Raw genomic sequence first — 19,994 nt, 5'->3', positions numbered from 1 at the left:
TTTTAGATAAAATATCCCTGAAGCAACTAATTCAAAAATGCTTCAGGGATTAGGTAATTAATATTCTGCGTGTTGTGACAGGTTTGGGTTATTTTCAACTTCTACCTGCGGTATAGGCAATCTTTGATTTTTTCCCACCTTAAAGTTTTTAAAATCGGGGTCTCTTTCTGCTATTTCATCTACAGCCGCCTGAGAATCTAAGTCGCCCCAGCGTTTAAGATCTGCCCATCGCACATTCTCACCAGCCAGCTCCAGAACTCTTTCTATTTTTAATCTATTTAGAAATAAATCAGGATTATTTCCTATTTCTGGATGCGCCTGAGCAAGTGGTGCCATATTAGAGCGTGCTCTTACCATGTCAACATATTGATAGGCTTGTGTGGTCATACCCAATTCATTTAAGACTTCAGCATAGCGCAATAAAATATCTGCATAACGTATTAATCTGTAGTTAACCTGAGAATAATAATCTTCATTATCTCTGTAATAATCTCTTGCTCCTTTTCTAAACCAGGCTTCATCTGCTCCCCACTCCCAGTCTCTGCCATAGGTTTTATCACCAAAATCTTCAAAAAGCCCAGGATAGAAAAGAGTATGCTCAAGTCTGGGATCAAGATTTCCATCAACAGTTTTCTCTTGTTTAAAAGCATCTACAAGCCAAAATCTCGCCTGACCATCAGACCAGCCTATACCTCTGGGAGCAAAAAACTGAGCTCTTGTTGAAGAAACCGATGCATCTGCACCCTCGTCTGTACCCCCTCTTCTTTGATCACCAAATTGAATCTCAAATACAGATTCTGAATTATTCTCATTTAGGTCTGTAAAATTGTCTTTAAAATTAGCCACAAGACTATATGTTGCACCTTCTCCTATTACTAGAAAATCTAAAGCGGTTTTTGCCTGATCCCATTTATGCTGTTGCATGTAGATCTTAGCAAGCATAGCTTTTGCTGCCCCTTTGGTTGGTCTTCCGGTTTGTGTGGCATCCCAAGCTAATGGAAGATCTGCAAAAGCATCATTTAAATCTGCTTCTGCCTGTGCAAGAACTTCTTCTTCTGAAACCTGTTGAGGAAGATCATCTGGTTTTGAAGGTTCTAAGACTAATGGGATATCTTCCCACAACAGAGCCGCATAATAATAACTGAAAGCGCGTAAAAATTTAGCTTCAGCTATAATCTGCTTTTTTCTGGTCTGGTCTGTAAATTCAATATTTGGCACATTAGCCAGCACCTGATTTGCTCTAAAGATAGATTTGTAAGTGTCTCGCCATGTTACTGCATTTCCTTCCCAGAAATTATAGTTTATATAATTAAATCGGGTCCAGTCTGCAAGTTCTACCCATGGGCTTTGACTAAAGCCTTCGTCAGAGGTAAGATCAAGTCTAAAATTCATCCATCGTGCCCACAGACCATCTTTGTAAAACATGGCATAGATTGAGTTTACACCCAATTCTGCATCGTTAGGCGTGGCCCAAAACTGATCTGTAGTTAAGGCATTGGGGTTTGTAAGGTCAAGTTCATCTTCCTGGCAAGAAACCAGCATATAAAGAGAACATAGAACGGTTGTTATAAATACTATTTTCTTCATCTTGATTATAATTTTTTTAGAAACCAAATTCTACTCCTAATGAATAGGTTTGAACATTAGGGAATGATCCTAGATCTACTCCTCTTTGAAATATGTTATTATTACTGAATTCTGGATCAAGACCCTGATAATCTGTAATTGTAATTATATTTTGCGCAGAGAGACTTATTCTGGCTTTTGTAAAACCTACCTTTTCCAGAGTAGCAGCCGGAATATTGTAACCTATCCCTATGTATTTAAGCTTAGCAAAACTGCCGTCTTCAAGCCAGCGGTCACTATCTGCTCGTGAGTTCAACGTTGTCCCTTTTACTACTCTTGGGAAATCTGTATTTGGATTTTCTGGTGTCCAGGGCTGAATGCCTGCTCTGTAGTTACTATCATCATCAAACCGATCTACAATACTGCGAAAGCCATTATAAACGGTGGCTCCAAAGGAACCAATCCAGTTCATAGAAAAATCAAAATCTTTGTATTGAAAACCTAAATTAAGACCCATTTCAAAATCTGGCCATGGACTGCCTACAACTTCTTTGTCTTCATTTGTGATCTGGCCATCGTCATTAATATCCTTAAATCGTATGTCTCCCGGCACAGCACCGGGCATAATCAATTCCCCCGTAGAATTAGTATAACTATCTATATCAGTTTGGTTTTGAAATAATCCGTCAGTTTGTAGCACATACCACATCCCTACAGGACCGCCAGCTCTTGTAATCGTATTACCCTGTATGCTTTCATTAAGACCATTCCCTAAAGAAACAAGCTCATTATCTAAAGATGTGAAGTTTACAGAAGCATTAAAGCTGAAGTCTTTATTAATTGATTGATTGTAAGCTAAATTAAATTCAAAACCTCTGTTTTCTACGGTTGCGGCATTTGCAATAGGATTGCCACCATCATTTCCTGTAGAAAGCAAGATTGGGAAACCGAATAAAACATCTTCAGTTCTTGCTACAAAATAATCTGCAGTGAATTGTAGTTTATTATTAAACATGGCAAGGTCAACACCAAAGTTGGTTTGCTTTAATGTTTCCCATCGCAATTCTGAATTTGCAAGTCTCACTTGCGTTGCAGAAGGATAAACAGTCTGGCCGTCACCTAAAACGATAGCGCCAAAGGTGTTTATAAAGCCCTGATATTCGTAGTTTCCTATATTCCCGCTACCCAGCTCACCATAACTTACTCTAAGTTTAAGGTCACTTATCTGCTCAACATTAAAGAAAGATTCATTACTTAATCTCCAACCTACTGAAACAGATGGGAAACTAGACCATTTATTTGCATCGCTAAATCTTGAAGAGCCATCTCTTCGTACCACTGCATTTAATAAATAACGATCGTCAAAATTATATTCTAATCTCCCCAGGTAAGACAATAATGTGGCTTCATTGCGAAAACCTCCTACCTGTGCTTGATTTCCTAAATCAAGCACATCAAAATAATCCCCGGTATTGGGATTAATCAATAGATTGCGCTTTGTACCATTTATTTGCTCGTAAGAATCTTTTTGATAAGTAGTTCCTACTAAAACCGTTAGCGAATGTTTACCCAGATCTTTATTAAAGGTAAGGGTGTTTTCTAGAAGCTGAGTTTGAGACTGTGCTTTGTTTTGATTGGTAAAAGACGGCTCAAAAGGTTGATTAAGTGTCCAGCTGCCCTCTTTTCTTAAATAATTGTAACTATCAAAACTAGATTCATAACCAAAATTTATACGATATTTTAAAAATGGAAACGGATCTATTTCTGCCCAGACATTTCCTCTTATTCTAAAATTTTCTACATTTTGATTAATAAGATTTGCGATGGCTACAGGATTTGCAGCAAAGGTGTTTGCCACTCCAGATTTACCATAGCCATAACCACCAGGGTTAGCGTCATCATAAACCGGGATTGTAGGTAATAATCGTACAACATCGATAAAAGGGTTTCCTCTTAAATCTTCTGGCGCCCCTATTTGATTTGTCTTAGAGTTTGAAAATGCAAGATTTTCACCTATACTAAAAACTCCTTTTTTACCACTAGAGTTTACACGAAATGAAATTCTGTCAAAGTCTGTTGAGATAACAGTCCCTTTATTGCCGAAATAATTACCAGACATAAAGTAAGAAGAGTTTTCTCCACCACCAGAAAAACTAACATTTTGATCTTGAATTAATCCTGTTCTAAATACTTCCTTCTGCCAGTCTGTATTAACGCTTAGATCTAGATCCTGTCGAGCTATTCCTGCGTTGTCATAAGCCATATTATTAAGCCTTACAAACTCTTCCTGCCCCGCAAGATCATATCTGGGAACATCTGTAAAACTGATTTTTGAGCTGATATTTATCTTCAAAGGGCCGTTTTTACCCTTTTTTGTGGTGATAATTACAACACCATTTGCAGCTCTGGAACCATAAATTGCTGCTGCTGCTGCATCCTTTAGAATCTGAATTGATTCTATATCATTAGGATTAAAATCTCTGTTTGCGGTAGTAACTAAGCCATCAATGACATAAAGGGGATTAGCATTCTGCAAATTTTTGAGTCCGCGTATTTCTATTCTTGCCTCTTGTCCCGGTTGGCCGCCACCTCGCACAGTAACACCAGATGCAAGACCCTGCAAGCTTTCTGCAACAGTTGTTGTCTGCCGTTTTTGAATCTGATCTGAGTTTACAATAGAAATGGCACTTGTCAAATCCTTCTTTTGTTGCGTACCATACCCCACTACAACGATTTCGTCTAAGGTCGCAATGTCTTCCTTTAATTGCACATTAACCACAGGTTTATCGCCTACTATAATTTCTGTTGTTGCATACCCAATATAACTGAATACCAAAGTATCTGTACTCTTAACAGCAATAGAAAAATTACCGTCAATATCTGCAGATGTACCTTGGTTAGTTCCCTTTACAACCACATTAACAAAAGGTATAGGTTCTCCATCTGGTGTTGTAATTCTTCCTGTTACCTCTGTTGTGCTTTGAGCAAATATGCCCTGTGTACAAAAAACCAGTAAAATCAAGAGGAATTTAAACATAGAATTAAAATGTAAAATTGTTCTCATAGAATTTCATTTAGAAATTTTTTAGTTCGAATTATTTGAATCAAATTGAGGAATGAAAAGAGATTTGTCTTTCGTTTTAAGATCTATTCGAAGACTATTTTTCATTGCCTAATTATTAATCACACAATATTTAACAGCCATTCTTATTAAAAGCGAAATGAATAAATAAAAAAATTGTCAAATATTTGTTTTTCAAAGTAGGGCAATTTAATTCTGAATATTTGAAGAAGGTGTTTCAATTTTTCATCTAAAATGGTCAATCTGTTAATTTTAAGCTATAAAATGTTAATTTGACCGAATAGGTAGAAACTTGAAACGATTGGTTTAGTGTCATTATTTATTTATTGACTTGATTTGTAGAGACATGAAATGGTTACTTTTCTTAATCGCATTTACTTCAACCCTCTTTAAAACAGAAGCTCAAACGTATGCCTTTAAGCATTTACGGGTAGAAGATGGTCTTTCTCATAATTCTGTCATTAGCATGCTTCAGGATGATCGGGGCTTTTTATGGTTTGGCACAAAGGATGGTCTAAACAGATATGATGGTTATAATTTTAAACTCTTTCAGCATAATAATGAAGACGATAAAAGTATAGGCAGTAATTTCATAAGATGTCTTAGTGAGTTCAATGGTTATTTATGGGTGGGCACAGATACAGGCCTATTTAAATATGATGAGAAAAATGAAACGTTTGCTCTGGTCGAGAGTACAAAGAATAAACCAATACTCGATATTAAAGGAGATAGTGATGGTAATCTCTGGTTTATAGCTTCCGGCAGCCTTCACAAATTAGCATTGAATAAGGGGCAGTCTCAGGAAGTTATTTTTACTCAGTTTTACTCATCTTTTCTCACAACAAATGATGCAGGAGATGTATTTGTCGCGTCTTCTGATGAGTTTTTTAAATATGTCAATGGGAGTGATTCTTTTCAAAAAATTAATCTTCATTATAAAACGCCTAATGATGAAAGAATAATTATTACCACCATTGCGGCGCAGGGAAAGGATTCTATTTATATTGGTACAAAAAACAACGGGGCTCTTATTTATAACAGACTTACTAAACAACTTACATCGCTGTTAGATATAAATGAAAATCCCCTTTTCATAAGAGATTTTCTAAAAATAAATGAGGATGAACTTTGGGTAGCCAGTGAGTCGGGAATATTTATCTACAGTTTTAAAGATCGCACCTATAAAAATTTCAAAAAGAATTATAACAATCCATATTCTCTCTCAGACAATGCCATTTACTCGCTAGTTTTAGACGAGGAAGGCGGCATATGGATAGGCACCTATTTTGGCGGAGTAAACTATTATCCCAAACAGTATACTCCCATAAAACGATACTTTCCCAGAGTGGGCGAAAATTCAATTAGTGGCAACGCTATACGTGAAATTAAAAAGGATGATTTTGATAATCTTTGGATTGGTACTGAAGATGCAGGCTTAAATAAACTTGACCTTAAAACAGGTGAATTTAAAAATTATCCTTCTGTAAGCAATAGAGGGAATTTATCACATTACAATATTCACGGATTATTACCTCGTGGTAATAAATTATGGATTGGGACTTTTGAGCATGGCCTTGATATTATGGATATCAAAACAGGTGTGATAACAGACCATTTTGGAACCGGCGAAAATGAAGGCGGCCTGCGCAGTGATTTTATTCTTTACATCTATGAAACTAAAAATAATGATGTATACATTTTAACCTCATCAGGAATACATAAATATTTACCTGATAGTAACACTTTTAAAGTTGTTCAAGAATTTCCTGAAAATTATCATTATACCTATTTAATCGAAGACCATAATGGTATTCTGTGGGCTGGAACTTACTGGGATGGTTTGTTCTATTTCAATCCACAAACGCAGCAACAAGGTTTCTTTAGATACGATAGAAGTGACAAATCAAGTATTAGCTCAAATGTCATCAATGGTATTTTTGAAGATTCTGAAAATAATTTATGGATTACCACAGAAAATGGATTGAATCTGTACAGTCCTAAAGAAAAGAATTTTAAGCGGTATACTAAAGAAAATGGGTTTCCCAGCAATGTGACTTATTCAATTTTAGAAGACCATAAAAATGATTTGTGGATTAGCACCTCTAGTGGATTAGTAGAATTTAATCCTCAAACTGATACAATAAAAACATATACTAAATCTAATGGTCTGCTAAGTGATCAATTTAATTACAGTTCTGCTCTTAAAGACAAGAATGGCGAAATGTATTTTGGAAGCGTAAACGGTCTAATAAGTTTCAATCCAAAAGAATTTATACAGAACACCTATCACCCTCCTATTTTCATAACAGATATTAAAATCAACAATGAAGATGTGCCTGTAGGCGCAAAACAATCGCCACTTGAGAAGTCAATTATTTTTACAAAAAACATTACACTTACCAACAAACAATCAACCTTTCATCTAGAATTTTCTTCTTTGAGTTATACCGCTCCAGAAATGACGAAGTACTGGTACAAACTTGAAGGAAGCAGTGATAATTGGCTCGCTTTAGAAAAAAATCATGAGGTAAGTTTTACAGAATTACCAGCCGGTGATTATACGTTTAAGGTAAAAGCTTTAAACAGTCATGGTGTGTGGAGTAATGAAAATAGCAGCCTAAATATAGAAGTATTACCGCCTTTTCTTGCTAGTAATACTGCTTATGGAATTTATACCTCTATAATTATTCTTGCTTTATTTCTGTTGCTACAATATTATCACCGCTACAATAAAGAGAAGAATGACAGAAAAATTAAACAACTTGAGAATGAAAAAGAGAAAGAAATTTATCAGGCAAAAATAGAATTCTTCACAAACATTGCTCATGAAATAAGAACCCCACTTACCCTTATAAAAAGCCCTTTAGAAAAACTGCTTAAAAAGGCCTATAAATCGCCCGAAATACCCAAAAACCTCGGGATTATGGATAAAAATACCGCCAGACTTCTCAATTTAGTTAATGAATTACTAGATTTTAGAAAAACTGAAATGAAGCATGTTAAACTCAGCTTTGTAGAAGTAAATATTAGTGAACTTTTAGAAGAAACGTATTTACGCTTTAGCGAACTAATTCAGGATAAAAATTTAAAGTTTGATTTAGTAAAACCAAAAGAAAATATTCTTGCTTTTGTAGATGAAGAAGCCATTCGCAAAATATTAAGTAATCTTTTCAGCAACGCAATAAAATATTCTAATTCCAGAGTTCAGGTTCTTATCGCAGAAGAGGAAACAGAATTTAGAATAACCATTAAAAATGATGGCCATATAATTCCTTTACATTTAAAAAACAGAATTTTTGAACCTTTTTTCCGTATTTCTGGAGAGTCTGAAAAATCGAGTACCGGCTTAGGATTGTCTCTTGCTTATTCTCTCACAGAATTACATAATGGTAAACTTTACATTGATGAAAATGAAAAATCAGTAAACACCTTCATCCTGAGAATACCTCTTCATCAAAAAGATGAATTTAAAAATTTTAAGAGTCCCACTCTCCACTTAACAGAGGGGGTAGAAAAACAGGTAGCGGAATTTCAAAAACAAGCTCCTATTATTCTTGTTGCCGAAGATAATGCAGAATTAGCTTCTTTCATTCAAACTGAATTATCAGAGCATTATAACGTTCTTCTTACTAAAAATGGACAGGAAGCCTGGGCAATGATTTCAGATTATGATGTGCAGCTGGTTATAAGTGACATTAGAATGCCTATAAAAACCGGAATAGAATTATGTAAGCAAATTAAAGAAAATGTTGACACAAGCCATATACCTGTAATTCTTCTAACGGCAAAAGACACATTAAATGCAAAAATAGAAGGTCTTGAATCTGGAGCAGACGCTTATATAAGTAAACCTTTCTCGATGGATCATCTTCAGGTTCAAATTTCTAATCTTATAGAAAACAGAAAAACAATCGTAGGCCATTATACAAGCTCCCCGCTTGCCCATTTAAAATCTGTTACCCTTTCTAATACTGATAAAAATTTTCTATCAAAGCTCGATAAAATAATAGATGAAAACCTTAAAGACCCAGATCTTAATGTCGATTCTCTGGCAACATATATGAATATGAGTCGCTCAACTTTATACCGAAAAATTAAAGAAATATCAGATATGTCGCCAAACCAGTTAATCAACATTAGCCGACTTAAAAAAGCTGCGCATCTTCTCAAAACAACCGATCTAAAAATTTATGAAATCTCAGAGAGTGTAGGTTTTCGCTCTCAGACAAGTTTTGGTAGGAGTTTTCAAAAACAATTCAACATGACTCCCAGTCAATATTTAATTCTAGAATAAAAATTTGACCTATTGAATAAAAAAAGCCTTCCGAAATATCGAAAGGCTTTATGATACTCTGTGGTCCCACCTGGGCTCGAACCAGGGACCACCTGATTATGAGCTGAAAATTTGAACCAACAAATACGCTCAAAAAACCAATAATAAATTGATTTTTAAACATTTATATTTTCCTTGAGGCCAAATGATACCAAATGATATCAGAGAAAATTTGCAAATAGCTTGCAAAAATTTTGCGTAATTTAATGCTATGAATACACGTTTTAATATCATATTAGATACCCGGCGAAAGAGAAAAGATAATACTTTTCCTATAATATTTAGGCTTATTCATTTAGGAAAATCTACTTCTATCGCTACCGGATATTCAGTGGAAGAAATATATTGGGACTACAAAAATCAGGAAGTCAAAAATTCCTATCCCAGTACTACATCTGTAGGCAGATTGAACAATTTGCTTTTAAAAGAAAAAGCCAGAGCTAGTGATGTAATAAATAAATTGGCAGATCAAAACAAACTGCGATATCTATCTTTAAAAGAACTTAGAGAAAAAATTACTAGGAAGTCTAATTATGAATCCTTTTTTAATTTTGGATATAGTATAGTAGATGAACTTAAGGCTGCTGATCGTATTGGTAGCGCTAAAGCATATTATGGCACATTAGGAATTCTTAAATCCTTTACTAAAGGAGCCGATATTAAGTTCAATGAAGTCAACTTAGATTTTTTACAGCGCTTTCATGTTTTTCATTTGTCAAAAGAAGGCAATACTCTTAATGGTTTAGCCTCTTATATGCGAACTATACGTGCCATTTATAACAGAGGTATAAAAGCTGGAATAATTGAGCAGGATGCCTACCCATTTATACATTATCAGATAAAAAAGACCCCGACGTCAAAAAGAGCTTTAGACATTACATCTATAAGGAAAATATTAAATTTAAAATTGAAAAGTTGTGATCCACTTTTCAATTATCGTAATTATTTTCTAATTTCTTATATGCTTTACGGGATGCCATTTATAGACATGGCATTTTTAAAAATAAAAAATATTGCTGATGGCAGAGTAAAATACCAACGTAAAAAGACTGCTAAGCAATATAATATAAAGCTTACAGATCAGGTAATAAAATTACTTTCCTATTACACACTTGATAAAAAACCTAATGATTTTGTTTTTCCATTTATTCACAGAAAAACGTTAGATCATCAATATAAAGATATTCATAGAGCAAGAAGACTCTATAATCTCGCTTTACGAGAAATTGGTAAAAAGTGTCAAATTCAGCAGCAACTTACCACCTATGTGGCACGACATAGTTTTGCAACTCAAGCTATGCTACAAAATGTTCCTTTACAAGCTATTTCTGAAATGCTTGGACATACCAGTTTGAACACAACACAGATTTATTTAAAATCCTTACCGAGTACCGTTTTAGATGATTATAATGAGCGAATCGTGATGATTTAGCAAGGATTTCGAAAATTTAGAACTATAGTAAGAAAGTATACCGTTGGCGGCTTTATTTTGGTTGTCGAACAACTGTAGCGAGATAGCCAGAAAAAGTCTCTAACTGACCCCAAGGAAAAGAATAAAATTTATGTAATTGAAATTTTCCATGTTGGGTACATATAGACTCGAAAGATAGAATCTATTGGTACGGGAAACGTATCAATGGGCACGGTGACACCCTATAAAGCATATTAAAACTTAGTCCTTGAAAATACCTGCCTTCAATTCTTGTCCTTTGGAGTCTTTCGTCAGATGCAAATGCATTTTATCCAGAGCAATACTATTGTCTTTTAATCGAACCTGTCCTGATTTTATGATTCGTCGTTCAACAATATTGGGTTTGTTTATGGGAAGCACTTTTTGATCATCCCTAGACCAGTAGCCGACGTAACCTGAATTGTCAACAATCAAACTATTGGAAAAAGCGGAGGAATATTTCAAGTCTTTTGGGCCTACCAAAAAATTGGTGTTATGGGCAATAATGTTATTTTCAAAAATGAACTCAAAATCGTCCGATCCGAACCAAAACGCACTTTCATAGGAACCGTAGACGATAGTGTTTCTGATAGTAAAACTATGAACATTATTGAAGAACAAAACCGCATTCCTACATTCGTAAAAAACACTATACTCCACAGTATTATCGGGGCCGTGCGCCCAAACACCTCCTTGTATGGGAGCAGATTCCTTATCCCCGATAAAGAGACATTGGGAAACCTCCAAATCGCTAAGACTTGGGTTTTCTTTGGAAACAGGATAATAGTAAGTGACCATTGGATTGGGGTTTCCCAAAAACTTAATACCCCTAATGGACACGTTTTCGGAGGCAACCAGGATTCCTGTTGCATGGGCAAATTGTGTAATCGAATTGTTATTGGAAATGGATTGTATTTTAGGCATCTTTTCGGGAGTCCAATCCGCATCATCGGGCATTGTTAGAGCCTCAATAGTATATCTGGTGCTATCCATGAACATCCTGACCGGATTGATGGACAATTTTTCTTTTAGGGAGTAGAGTCCCGGATGCAGTTTTATTATAATGTTCCCTGCACCTGTCATTTCATTGGCGGTCAAGACCGCTTTTTCAATAGATTTGAAGGGACTTTCTTTACTGCCGGAATAGTCGTCGTTTCCCAACTCAGGACTTACGTATAGCTCCTGTGCCGAAACAAAGACCATGCTTAACAAAATCAATTTGGAAGTGAGGATTAGATTTTTTCTCATTTTAAATGATATTTTTGGTTACTATTACAAATGTTGATGTCAAGAAGCATCACTAGAAGCAATTTATTCCAAGAAAAATGAAATTGACATCTTGTTTTGTTCATCTTCGTTCATTCTTGTTCATAAACTAAAACCTGCAAATCTGAAATGGCGGAGTTGGCGAAAAATATAGAAGCATGCCTTCACCAGATAGTTGACAAATTTGATAAAGGGAGTCCAGGTGATTGGTCCACTCAGGATTATGAAAAGCTAGGACTGAACATACAATCTAAAACTGGGGTGCTGTTAAGTGTTTCTACATTGAAACGTTTGTGGGGGCGTGTAAACCATAGTTCCAGACCAAGTCATTCTACCTTAAACACCTTGGCTAAATACTTGGACTTTGATGATTGGGCAGAATTTGCTAAAAGTCAAAACAAAGAATCTGAAAACATCTTACGTTCAGAAAAACAGCTTATCGGCCGAAAAAAATCTATTATTCTCATAATATTGGTCATTATCGCAGCAACTGGTCTTTGGCTATTGATACCGATGAATTCAAAATCTGCTCCTTTAAAAGGGAAACCATCGTATACTTTTAGTAGTAGAGTAGTCGCCACAGGTCTTCCGAATTCGGTTATCTTCCAGTATAGCGCGAAAAATATTCCCCCGGACTCAAAAATTGAAATCCAACAGAGCTGGGACAAACGAAAAAGAGAAACGGTCAATAAGGGTGATAGTATTGCTACCAGCATTTATTATCGACCTGGATATTTCAAGGCAAAATTGCTGGTAAACAATATTATCGTAAAAGAGGATGATGTTTATATTCCAACCGATGGTTGGATGGGTCTGATAGAATTACGGACAAAACCGATATACCTGAATCAAAACGAATTTTTAATAGATAGTATCCTCCGTATAGAAAATAGTATTTTTTCGAAATATAGAATATATCCTGACCGTGATCCAACATGGGTTGGATTTTATAACATAAAGGAGTTTAAAGGTCTGTATGTGGATAATTTCGAGCTTGAGACCTACGTGAAGAATACTTGGAAACAAGGCACTAATATTTGTCAAAATATAAGGATTGCCATTCTTTATGACGGTGGCGCTATCGTAATACCATTATCGGCAAAGGGATGCGTTTCCGAACTATCTATAATGACGGTTGGAGATAAGTTGATAAACGGTAACGCTAATGACCTCAGTGGTTTTGGAGTAGAGTTCAATGATTTTGAAAACGTAAAATGTATCTCTAAAGATGGACACTTGAATTTTTTAGTTAATAACCGAGAGGTACTTACAGTTCAAATTCCTCAAATTCACAAAAAAATTGTCGGTATTGCTTATAACTTTGAAGGGTCGGGAACCGTGAAAAAAATAACATTTAGTTCCAATGATAAGTTGAAGTATATAGATAATCTAATACCATATGGCAAAAGGGAATAGCCTTAACGGACTTGCCAACTATATGTGAAATATTCGCGCACTCTTCAACAGAGGTATTAAGGCGGGCATCATTGAACAGGAAGCCTATCCTTTTATTTATTATCAGATTAGGACTGAACCTACCGCCAAACGGGCTTTAGACCTCCCTTTATTCACCGCAAAAGCTTAGATCATCAATATAAAGACCTGCATCGAGCACGACGACTCTATAATTTTGGATTAGGGAAAATCGGCAAAAAATGCCAAATTCAGCAGCAACTTACCACCTATGTGGCACGACATAGTTTTGCAACTCAAGCTATGCTACAAAATGTTCCTTTACAAGCTATTTCTGAAATGCTTGGACATACCAGTTTGAACACAACACAGATTTATTTAAAATCCTTACCGAGTACCGTTTTAGATGATTATAATGAACGGATTGTGATGATTTAAAAAAGTCTTTATATAGCCTTATTAACCACTAATAAATTTTCTAGTCCGATAATGCTCGGAATATTGAAGTTCGTGATCTCTTTATGTAAGCTTCCCTTAACACTGAACTGTTTAAAATCTGAAAATTTTATTTTATTATAATTACTTAATCTGAAGATTGTATTTCCCAAATTTTAAGCTTGTAAGCATTGTCCCAGAACATATATTCAAGTTTGCTTGCAGTGATAAAAGCATCAGTCATTTTTGATTGTTGTTTTTCTGTGCATTCTTTTGCCACACGATCGCAGATAGCGATTGCAGTTTGTACCAGCAATCCAAAATCTTCTCCGGCATATGTGTCAATCCACTTTTGATATTGATTATTACCAGACTGATTTTTTAAAATATAATCTCCCACCTGTTTATAAATCCAAAAGCAAGGTAAAACCGCAGCCATGGCAACCTCAACCTGATCAAGAGCTGCCGTACTTTTAAGATAATGTACATAATGATGACAAGCCGGTTCTGGAAGAGCCTTCTGCTCAATATTAAATTCTTTAAAAAAAGATTCATGAAGTGCACTTTCTACCACAATAGCACCTTCGGCAAATCTGATAAAAGTCAAAATATCTTCTTTCTCGTGAGCGCGAGCGGCAATTAAGGCTAAGGCTCTGCCAAAATGCTCCAGGTACACAGAATCCTGTGCGATATAAAACTGAAATTTATCTATAGCCAACGTGCCCTCCATTAATTCAGTGATAAAAGGCAATTCTAAAATATTGTTGTAAATCGAATCTATAGTATTCCAACTTTGGGTTGACCAATTCATAATTTTATAAGTTTTTCGGGATCAAAAAAGTGGTTTAGCGGTCCATTTCCTTTTCCTATCAACACATCGCTACTGTCGTAAATCGCCTTGTGAACATAATCCTGACCTAAAGCCACAGCTTCTTCAAGTGTTTTTCCGCGAGCGATATAAGACGCGAGCCATCTTTTTGAAAATAAAGCGAAGTAAGCATTTCAGATTTTAAATGTCCCCCTTTTAATAAAACCGAAGCACAACCCAATTTCATTATTTTTTCTCCAGCCAGATACATATCATCAACTGTATTTACTGGTATTTGAGCTAAAATTGCTGCCTCATCCATATTAGGAGTAATGACCGCTGCAAGTGGTAAGAGATTTGTGATAAGACTTTCAACCGTACTATCCTCAATAAGCCTATGCCCGCTCGTCGCCACCATAACAGGATCAAAAACCACAGGAATTTTTTTATATTTAGCTAAAGTTTCTGCGATTGTAATGGCTAAATCAGTCGTGTGCACCATGCCTATCTTTATAGCATCTGGCAAAATATCTTCCATTATTGCAGTAATCTGATCTTTAACAACTTTAGTAGGAATAGAAAAAATTGACTTTACGCCGGTTGTATTTTGAACAGGAAGCGCCGTTAAAACCGAAGTTGAAAAACAACCCAAAGCCGAAGCCGTTTTAATATCTGCTTGAATGCCTGCGCCTCCACCTCCATCAAAACCAGCAATTGCCAAGACTGATGGATATTTATAAGTTTTCATTTTAATCAAATTTTAGTATTATGATTACCAGCTGAATAATTAGCTATTAATACCGATTTTGAGCCATTTTTACCGATTTTTCTATCTGATTTTTAATTTTATTAGCTGCTTTCTCAGGATTTATAGCTTTGCAAATCGCTGAAACTACCGCAATACAATCTGCGCCGGCATTTATAATGTCAAAAGCATTATCTGCATTAATATTACCTATGGCAACTAATGGTTTTGTTGTTGCCTCGCGTATTTGTCTAATTCCGTGAAGACCCCATTCGGTTACCGTATCTGTTTTTGTGGGTGTTCTAAAAACCGGACTGATTCCCAAATAATCTGCGGTATAGGTATGTTCATTATAAAGCTGATCCATATATTCTATAGAATAACCCAGAATTTTGCACTGCGACCAATTTTTTCGTATTTCCATAGGCGAAATATCATTGTTGCCTACGTGTATTCCGTAAGCACCTATGACATTGGCAACCTGCAAATTATCATTTATTATAAGCGGCACATTGTAGCGCGATAACATCTCTTGCAGCTTGCCGGCTTTAGCCAAAAATGTTGAAAACGAATCTTTTTTTTCCCGAAGCTGAACAATATCTACTCCTCCTTTTACGGCTTGTTCGGCTACCTGCACTAAATCTCTTCCTGCGCATGCTTCTTCAGAAATCACTAAATACAACTGATATGGAAATTCTGAATTATTCATAATTTGTACTGCATTTCAAATTATCCTTAAATTCAGCTTCGGTTAAATTATACAGCTTGTCTAACAGTGCAACTTGTAAACTGCCAGGGCCATTCACGTTTTTAGCCGCTATTTCACCACAAACGCCTAACATTACCATTGCAGCAGCAGCAGCTTCCAACTTATTTTCGATCACAGCAATAAAGGCTCCTATAATCGCCGTGGCCGCACAACCCAAACCGGTTACTTTAGTCATGAGCTCATCGCCGTTATATAAACTCATTTGCTTATCTCCTGACAAAATAATATCTGTTTTACCCGAAATACACACCACAGCCCCAAATTTGTCGAAAAGGTATCGAGCGGCATCAATTGCTTCTTCACTTTGTGCGGTGCTGTCTACTCCTTTTGTTTGCGCTTTATTATACCTGGCCAGTGCCATAATTTCAGAAGCATTTCCTCTAATTACGGTAGGTTTTAAATGCAGTAAATCTACTAAAGTAGTATCACGATAAGCTGTAGCTCCGGCTCCTACGGGATCCAGAATCCATGGTTTCTTATGCTCGTTTGCGCTTTTTATAGCCAGAAGCATAGATTCTACCCAGTATTCATCTAAAGTACCAATGTTGATAACCAAAGCCTGGCAAATTGCAGGCATCTGCTTCATTTCAGGATGTGCATGTGCCATGATAGGCGATGCGCCGACTGCAAGGAGAGCGTTAGCAGTATTGTTCATCACCACATAATTTGTAATGCTTTGAACTAGAGGGGATTTTTTACGAACGGTGGCAATATGCCGCCAGAGTAACTCTTTCATCACGATTATTTTAATTAAACGGCTAAAGAGTACTCTCTATAAATAAATAGAAGTAGTAATTATGAAAACTTTTCCCTACGCTGGTGTTAACCAAACAGGTTCAAAGGGACTATCTCAATTCTAACATAGAATACCCCTAAAGCCAAAACAAATATAGAAGATATAAAAGACAAATGCTTCTTAAAAGTGCTAGTAGAAATCGGTTATTTTAGGCTGAAAATCACACTTTTCCTTATCAAAATCGGCTTTTTATTCTGAAAATTAGCTGAAGCGCTACTGGCATAAAGCTTAAAAAGGAATTGAATAAGAATGTTTTATTTCGCCCAAAACAAAAGTACTGTGCGCGCTTCCTATATTTTCTACAGAGCCCAGCCCGTTAAGAACAAAGTCCTGATAATGCTTCATATCTTTTACTAAAACCTTTAATAAAAAATCATAATCACCTGAAATATTATAGCATTCGGTTACTTCTGAGATGGATTTAATATCCTGCACAAACTTATTTCCTATCTCTTTTGTGTGTTGCTTCAACGTGATATTACAGAATACAATGAGATCTTTTCCTAATTTTTCGGCATCAAGAACAGCGACATACTTTTTAATATAACCACTTTTTTCCAGTCGGCGCACTCTTTCAAAAACCGGAGTATGAGAAAGATTAACTCGCGCGGCAAGATCTTTTGTAGTTCGGTTTGAATTTTCCTGCAAAAGTTTTAAAAGCGAAATATCAATCGCATCTAGATCATTAAGAGAATTTTTATCTGTCATAAGCCGATTTTGCATTCATTTTAGCTGATTTTTCTCTGTTAAGAGTCATTTATAGTTAAATCTTCTAAAATTTAACAAGTATAAGGATAAACTAAAAGATAAATAGAGATTTGAAAAGAATTTTAAACTCCTATTTATGAAAACAAATGTTTTAGGTTATCCCAGAATTGGGGCAGACAGAGCATTAAAAAAAGCCTCAGAAAAATACTGGAAAGGACTTATTACACAAACTGAACTTGAAGCAGCAGGAAGAGCCATAAAAAAACTCAACTGGCAATTACAAAATAACGCGGGGATTGATTTTATTCCCTCAAATGACTTTTCTTTTTACGATCAAATTCTGGATGCGTCGCTAGCTTACGGCTGCATACCTTCTCGTTATAAACAAATACTAAAAGACAAATCCCAACTCGATCTTTATTTTGCAATGGCGCGTGGTTTTCAGGAAGAAGGCGAGGATGTTACCGCGATGGAAATGACTAAGTGGTTTGACACAAATTATCATTATATCGTTCCGGAATTTACAAAAAATCAGTCTTTTGAACTGCTATCGACTAAAGCGATTGACGAATATCAAGAGGCGCTTGATCTTGGTATACAAACAAAACCTGTGTTGATTTCGCCGGTTACTTATTTGCTATTAGGTAAAGAAAAAGAAGCCGGTTTTCATAGATTAGATTTACTTGACAACCTGCTGCCCGTTTTCTTTGATTTAGTTGATAAACTGGTTAAAAGCGGCGCAACTTATATTCAGCTGGATGAACCTTGTCTTGCTCTGGATCTTTCTGCGGAATCTAAAGAAGCTATAACCAAAACATATACGCAACTCGCTGCTCGATTTCCTAAACTTAAAGTGATACTGACTAATTATTTTGACTGCTTTGGTGATAATCTGGATACCGTTTTAAAGCTTCCGGTTTATGCTTTGCATCTTGATCTGGTAAGATGTTCTGAGCAACTAAATGACATTATCAATTCAGAATTATTTAACCCAAATCAGACTCTTTCGCTAGGAATTGTTGAAGGAAGAAATATCTGGATAAACGACTTTGAAAAGTCGATTTCCACTATAGAAAAAGCGAAAAATTTCCTTTCGCCAGAGCGTATCTGGATCGCATCTTCTTGTTCACTTTTACACGTTCCGTGCGATCTTGATCTGGAGAAAAATACAAAAAACCTGCCCGAAGAAGTTAAACAAGGTCTGGCTTTTGCTAAACAAAAAGTTGATGAAATTGTCACGCTTGCCCAACTTTCTGCCCGGGATATTACAGAAGCAGCAACCGTAAAATTTGCATTAAATACACAGGCAAACCGAACAAAGAAAACTTCAGCTTTAATTAATCATTTCCCTACGCAGGCAAGAGCCGCAAGTGTTACTGAACAAGATAGCAGGCGAGTTTCGGTTTTTAAAGATAGGCAGCATTTGCAGCATAAGCATTTAAATTTACCGCTTTATCCTACAACAACAATTGGTTCTTTCCCACAAACAAAAGAAGTGCGCGCATGGCGTGCCAAGTTTAAAAAGAATGAAATAAGCGAAGCAGATTATGACGAGTTTCTTAAAACAGAAACCGAAAAAACGATCAGGTTTCAGGAAGAAACCAGCTTAGATGTTTTAGTTCATGGCGAATTTGAGCGCAATGATATGGTTGAATATTTTGGCGAAAGACTGGAAGGATTTGCCTTCTCAGATTTTGGCTGGGTACAAAGTTATGGAAGCCGTTGTGTAAAACCGCCTATACTTTTTGGTGATGTTTATCGCACCGCGCCAATGACTGTAAAATGGTCTGCCTACGCGCAATCGCTTACCGAAAAACCGGTAAAAGGAATGCTCACAGGACCGGTCACAATTTTACAATGGTCTTTTGTGCGAAATGATCAGCCGCGTGCACTTACCTGCAAACAAATCGCGCTCGCTATACGCGACGAAGTTATTGATCTTGAAAAAGCAGGTTTAAGTATTATTCAAATTGATGAACCCGCTATACGCGAAGGTCTCCCGTTGCGCAAGCGCTACTGGGAATCTTATTTAAACTGGGCTGTAGAAAGTTTTAAAATCGCTGCCAGCGGTGTGAAAGATTCTACACAAATACACACGCATATGTGCTATTCAGAATTTAATGATATCATAAAAAATATAGCGCAAATGGATGCCGATGTCATCACAATAGAAACCTCACGTTCTGAAATGGAATTACTGGATGCTTTTGTAAACTTTAAATATCCTAACGAAATAGGACCTGGCGTATACGACATTCATTCTCCACGCGTACCCACGCTGAATGAAATAGAATCCCTTTTAGTGAAAGCAGGCAAACTACTGCCCGAAAGAAATATCTGGGTAAATCCCGACTGCGGATTAAAAACCAGAGACTGGCCGGAAACAAAATCTGCTTTAATTAATCTGGTAAAAGCAGCAAAAATCATGAGAGAGAAGTCGGCTGTTGAAAGTTAGATTTTAGTGTATTTTAAACCGATTTTTAATAGTAAAAGCCAGACTGTCCTTATGACCTGTTTGAGCTGCTTTTTCATAAAATATAAAAGCCTCCTAAGGATCAACTAAAACCTCGTTTTTTCCTTCTTCATAAGATCACAAGCTAGTTCGATGAATCTATCGTAATTT

At 36.1% G+C, this 19,994-nt stretch carries 12 protein-coding genes, 1 pseudogene and 1 riboswitch; of the genes and pseudogenes, 5 read left to right on the top strand and 8 right to left on the bottom strand.

From position 1 onward, the window contains the following. Positions 1-57 precede the first annotated feature (57 nt). Positions 58-1,587 carry a RagB/SusD family nutrient uptake outer membrane protein gene (locus ACH3O9_RS07220; RefSeq protein ID WP_416445751.1) on the bottom strand — a complete coding sequence of 510 codons (1,530 nt, stop codon included), beginning with the start codon at positions 1,585-1,587 and terminating at the stop codon, positions 58-60. A 16-nt stretch (positions 1,588-1,603) separates the two neighbouring features. Next, positions 1,604-4,630: a SusC/RagA family TonB-linked outer membrane protein gene (locus tag ACH3O9_RS07215; RefSeq protein WP_416445749.1), complete on the bottom strand. Its 3,027-nt coding sequence runs from the start codon at positions 4,628-4,630 to the stop codon at positions 1,604-1,606. A gap of 364 nt (positions 4,631-4,994) precedes the next feature. Here ACH3O9_RS07215 and ACH3O9_RS07210 point away from each other — a divergent pair, with 364 nt between their 5' ends. Together ACH3O9_RS07210 and ACH3O9_RS07205 are read left to right on the top strand one after the other, a co-directional pair. Further along, positions 4,995-8,942, top strand: a complete 3,948-nt coding sequence (locus tag ACH3O9_RS07210) for a hybrid sensor histidine kinase/response regulator transcription factor (protein ID WP_416445747.1) — start codon at positions 4,995-4,997, stop codon at positions 8,940-8,942. 250 nt (positions 8,943-9,192) lie between these two features. Continuing rightward, positions 9,193-10,413, top strand: coding sequence for a site-specific integrase (locus ACH3O9_RS07205; protein ID WP_416445745.1), 1,221 nt, complete (start codon positions 9,193-9,195; stop codon positions 10,411-10,413). Between the two features lie 240 nt (positions 10,414-10,653). On the opposite strand, the gene ACH3O9_RS07200 is transcribed toward ACH3O9_RS07205, so the two are convergent. Next, positions 10,654-11,679 carry a right-handed parallel beta-helix repeat-containing protein gene (locus tag ACH3O9_RS07200; protein ID WP_416445743.1) on the bottom strand — a complete coding sequence of 342 codons (1,026 nt, stop codon included), beginning with the start codon at positions 11,677-11,679 and terminating at the stop codon, positions 10,654-10,656. Between the two features lie 147 nt (positions 11,680-11,826). On the opposite strand from ACH3O9_RS07200, the gene ACH3O9_RS07195 reads away from it, so the two are divergent. Together ACH3O9_RS07195 and ACH3O9_RS07190 are read left to right on the top strand one after the other, a co-directional pair. Further along, positions 11,827-13,113 (top strand): hypothetical protein, encoded by a 1,287-nt coding sequence (locus tag ACH3O9_RS07195; protein WP_416445741.1) that lies wholly within the window; start codon positions 11,827-11,829, stop codon positions 13,111-13,113. 270 nt (positions 13,114-13,383) lie between these two features. Further along, positions 13,384-13,548: a tyrosine-type recombinase/integrase gene (locus ACH3O9_RS07190; protein WP_416445739.1), complete on the top strand. Its 165-nt coding sequence runs from the start codon at positions 13,384-13,386 to the stop codon at positions 13,546-13,548. A 145-nt stretch (positions 13,549-13,693) separates the two neighbouring features. Here the strand turns inward: ACH3O9_RS07190 and tenA are convergent, their stop codons facing one another. The 5 genes and pseudogenes from tenA to ACH3O9_RS07165 all read right to left on the bottom strand — a co-directional run bounded on the left by tenA (position 13,694) and on the right by ACH3O9_RS07165 (position 17,371). Then, positions 13,694-14,356: a thiaminase II gene (tenA, locus tag ACH3O9_RS07185; protein WP_416445737.1), complete on the bottom strand. Its 663-nt coding sequence runs from the start codon at positions 14,354-14,356 to the stop codon at positions 13,694-13,696. Further along, positions 14,353-15,101, bottom strand: a pseudogene (gene thiD / locus ACH3O9_RS07180) (bifunctional hydroxymethylpyrimidine kinase/phosphomethylpyrimidine kinase). Before thiD ends, tenA begins: the two are co-directional and overlap by 4 nt. Before the next feature lie 46 nt (positions 15,102-15,147). Next, positions 15,148-15,807 (bottom strand): thiamine phosphate synthase, encoded by a 660-nt coding sequence (gene thiE / locus ACH3O9_RS07175; RefSeq protein ID WP_416445735.1) that lies wholly within the window; start codon positions 15,805-15,807, stop codon positions 15,148-15,150. Further along, positions 15,800-16,603: a hydroxyethylthiazole kinase gene (gene thiM, locus ACH3O9_RS07170; RefSeq protein WP_416445733.1), complete on the bottom strand. Its 804-nt coding sequence runs from the start codon at positions 16,601-16,603 to the stop codon at positions 15,800-15,802. Before thiM ends, thiE begins: the two co-directional genes overlap by 8 nt. 55 nt (positions 16,604-16,658) lie before the next feature. Next, positions 16,659-16,751: riboswitch (TPP riboswitch) on the bottom strand. Positions 16,752-16,891: 140 nt separating this feature from the next. Next, a complete protein-coding gene (locus ACH3O9_RS07165; protein WP_416445731.1) occupies positions 16,892-17,371 on the bottom strand; it encodes an Lrp/AsnC family transcriptional regulator in 480 nt (159 codons plus the stop codon). Positions 17,372-17,507: 136 nt separating this feature from the next. Between ACH3O9_RS07165 and metE the strand changes: the two genes are divergently transcribed. After that, the gene (gene metE / locus ACH3O9_RS07160) at positions 17,508-19,826 is read left to right on the top strand and encodes a 5-methyltetrahydropteroyltriglutamate--homocysteine S-methyltransferase (RefSeq protein WP_416445729.1); all 2,319 of its coding nucleotides are present in this window, start codon (positions 17,508-17,510) and stop codon (positions 19,824-19,826) included. The last annotated feature ends 168 nt before the right edge of the window (positions 19,827-19,994 follow it).

Origin of the sequence: Leeuwenhoekiella sp. A16 (assembly GCF_047946675.1) — a bacterium.
GTDB lineage: Bacteria > Bacteroidota > Bacteroidia > Flavobacteriales > Flavobacteriaceae > Leeuwenhoekiella.
This window is presented reverse-complemented; position numbering and strand designations above follow the sequence as displayed.

What these genes read in the sequence shown, in the direction of transcription:
- ACH3O9_RS07195 (WP_416445741.1), top strand. Translation starts at nt 11,827, where the DNA reads ATGGCGGAGTTGGCGAAAAATATAGAAGCATGCCTTCACCAGATAGTT.
- ACH3O9_RS07215 (WP_416445749.1), bottom strand. Translation starts at nt 4,630, where the DNA reads ATGAGAACAATTTTACATTTTAATTCTATGTTTAAATTCCTCTTGATT.
- ACH3O9_RS07205 (WP_416445745.1), top strand. Translation starts at nt 9,193, where the DNA reads ATGAATACACGTTTTAATATCATATTAGATACCCGGCGAAAGAGAAAA.
- thiM (WP_416445733.1), bottom strand. Translation starts at nt 16,603, where the DNA reads ATGAAAGAGTTACTCTGGCGGCATATTGCCACCGTTCGTAAAAAATCC.
- metE (WP_416445729.1), top strand. Translation starts at nt 17,508, where the DNA reads ATGAAAACAAATGTTTTAGGTTATCCCAGAATTGGGGCAGACAGAGCA.
- thiE (WP_416445735.1), bottom strand. Translation starts at nt 15,807, where the DNA reads ATGAATAATTCAGAATTTCCATATCAGTTGTATTTAGTGATTTCTGAA.
- tenA (WP_416445737.1), bottom strand. Translation starts at nt 14,356, where the DNA reads ATGAATTGGTCAACCCAAAGTTGGAATACTATAGATTCGATTTACAAC.
- ACH3O9_RS07165 (WP_416445731.1), bottom strand. Translation starts at nt 17,371, where the DNA reads ATGACAGATAAAAATTCTCTTAATGATCTAGATGCGATTGATATTTCG.
- ACH3O9_RS07210 (WP_416445747.1), top strand. Translation starts at nt 4,995, where the DNA reads ATGAAATGGTTACTTTTCTTAATCGCATTTACTTCAACCCTCTTTAAA.
- ACH3O9_RS07220 (WP_416445751.1), bottom strand. Translation starts at nt 1,587, where the DNA reads ATGAAGAAAATAGTATTTATAACAACCGTTCTATGTTCTCTTTATATG.
- ACH3O9_RS07200 (WP_416445743.1), bottom strand. Translation starts at nt 11,679, where the DNA reads ATGAGAAAAAATCTAATCCTCACTTCCAAATTGATTTTGTTAAGCATG.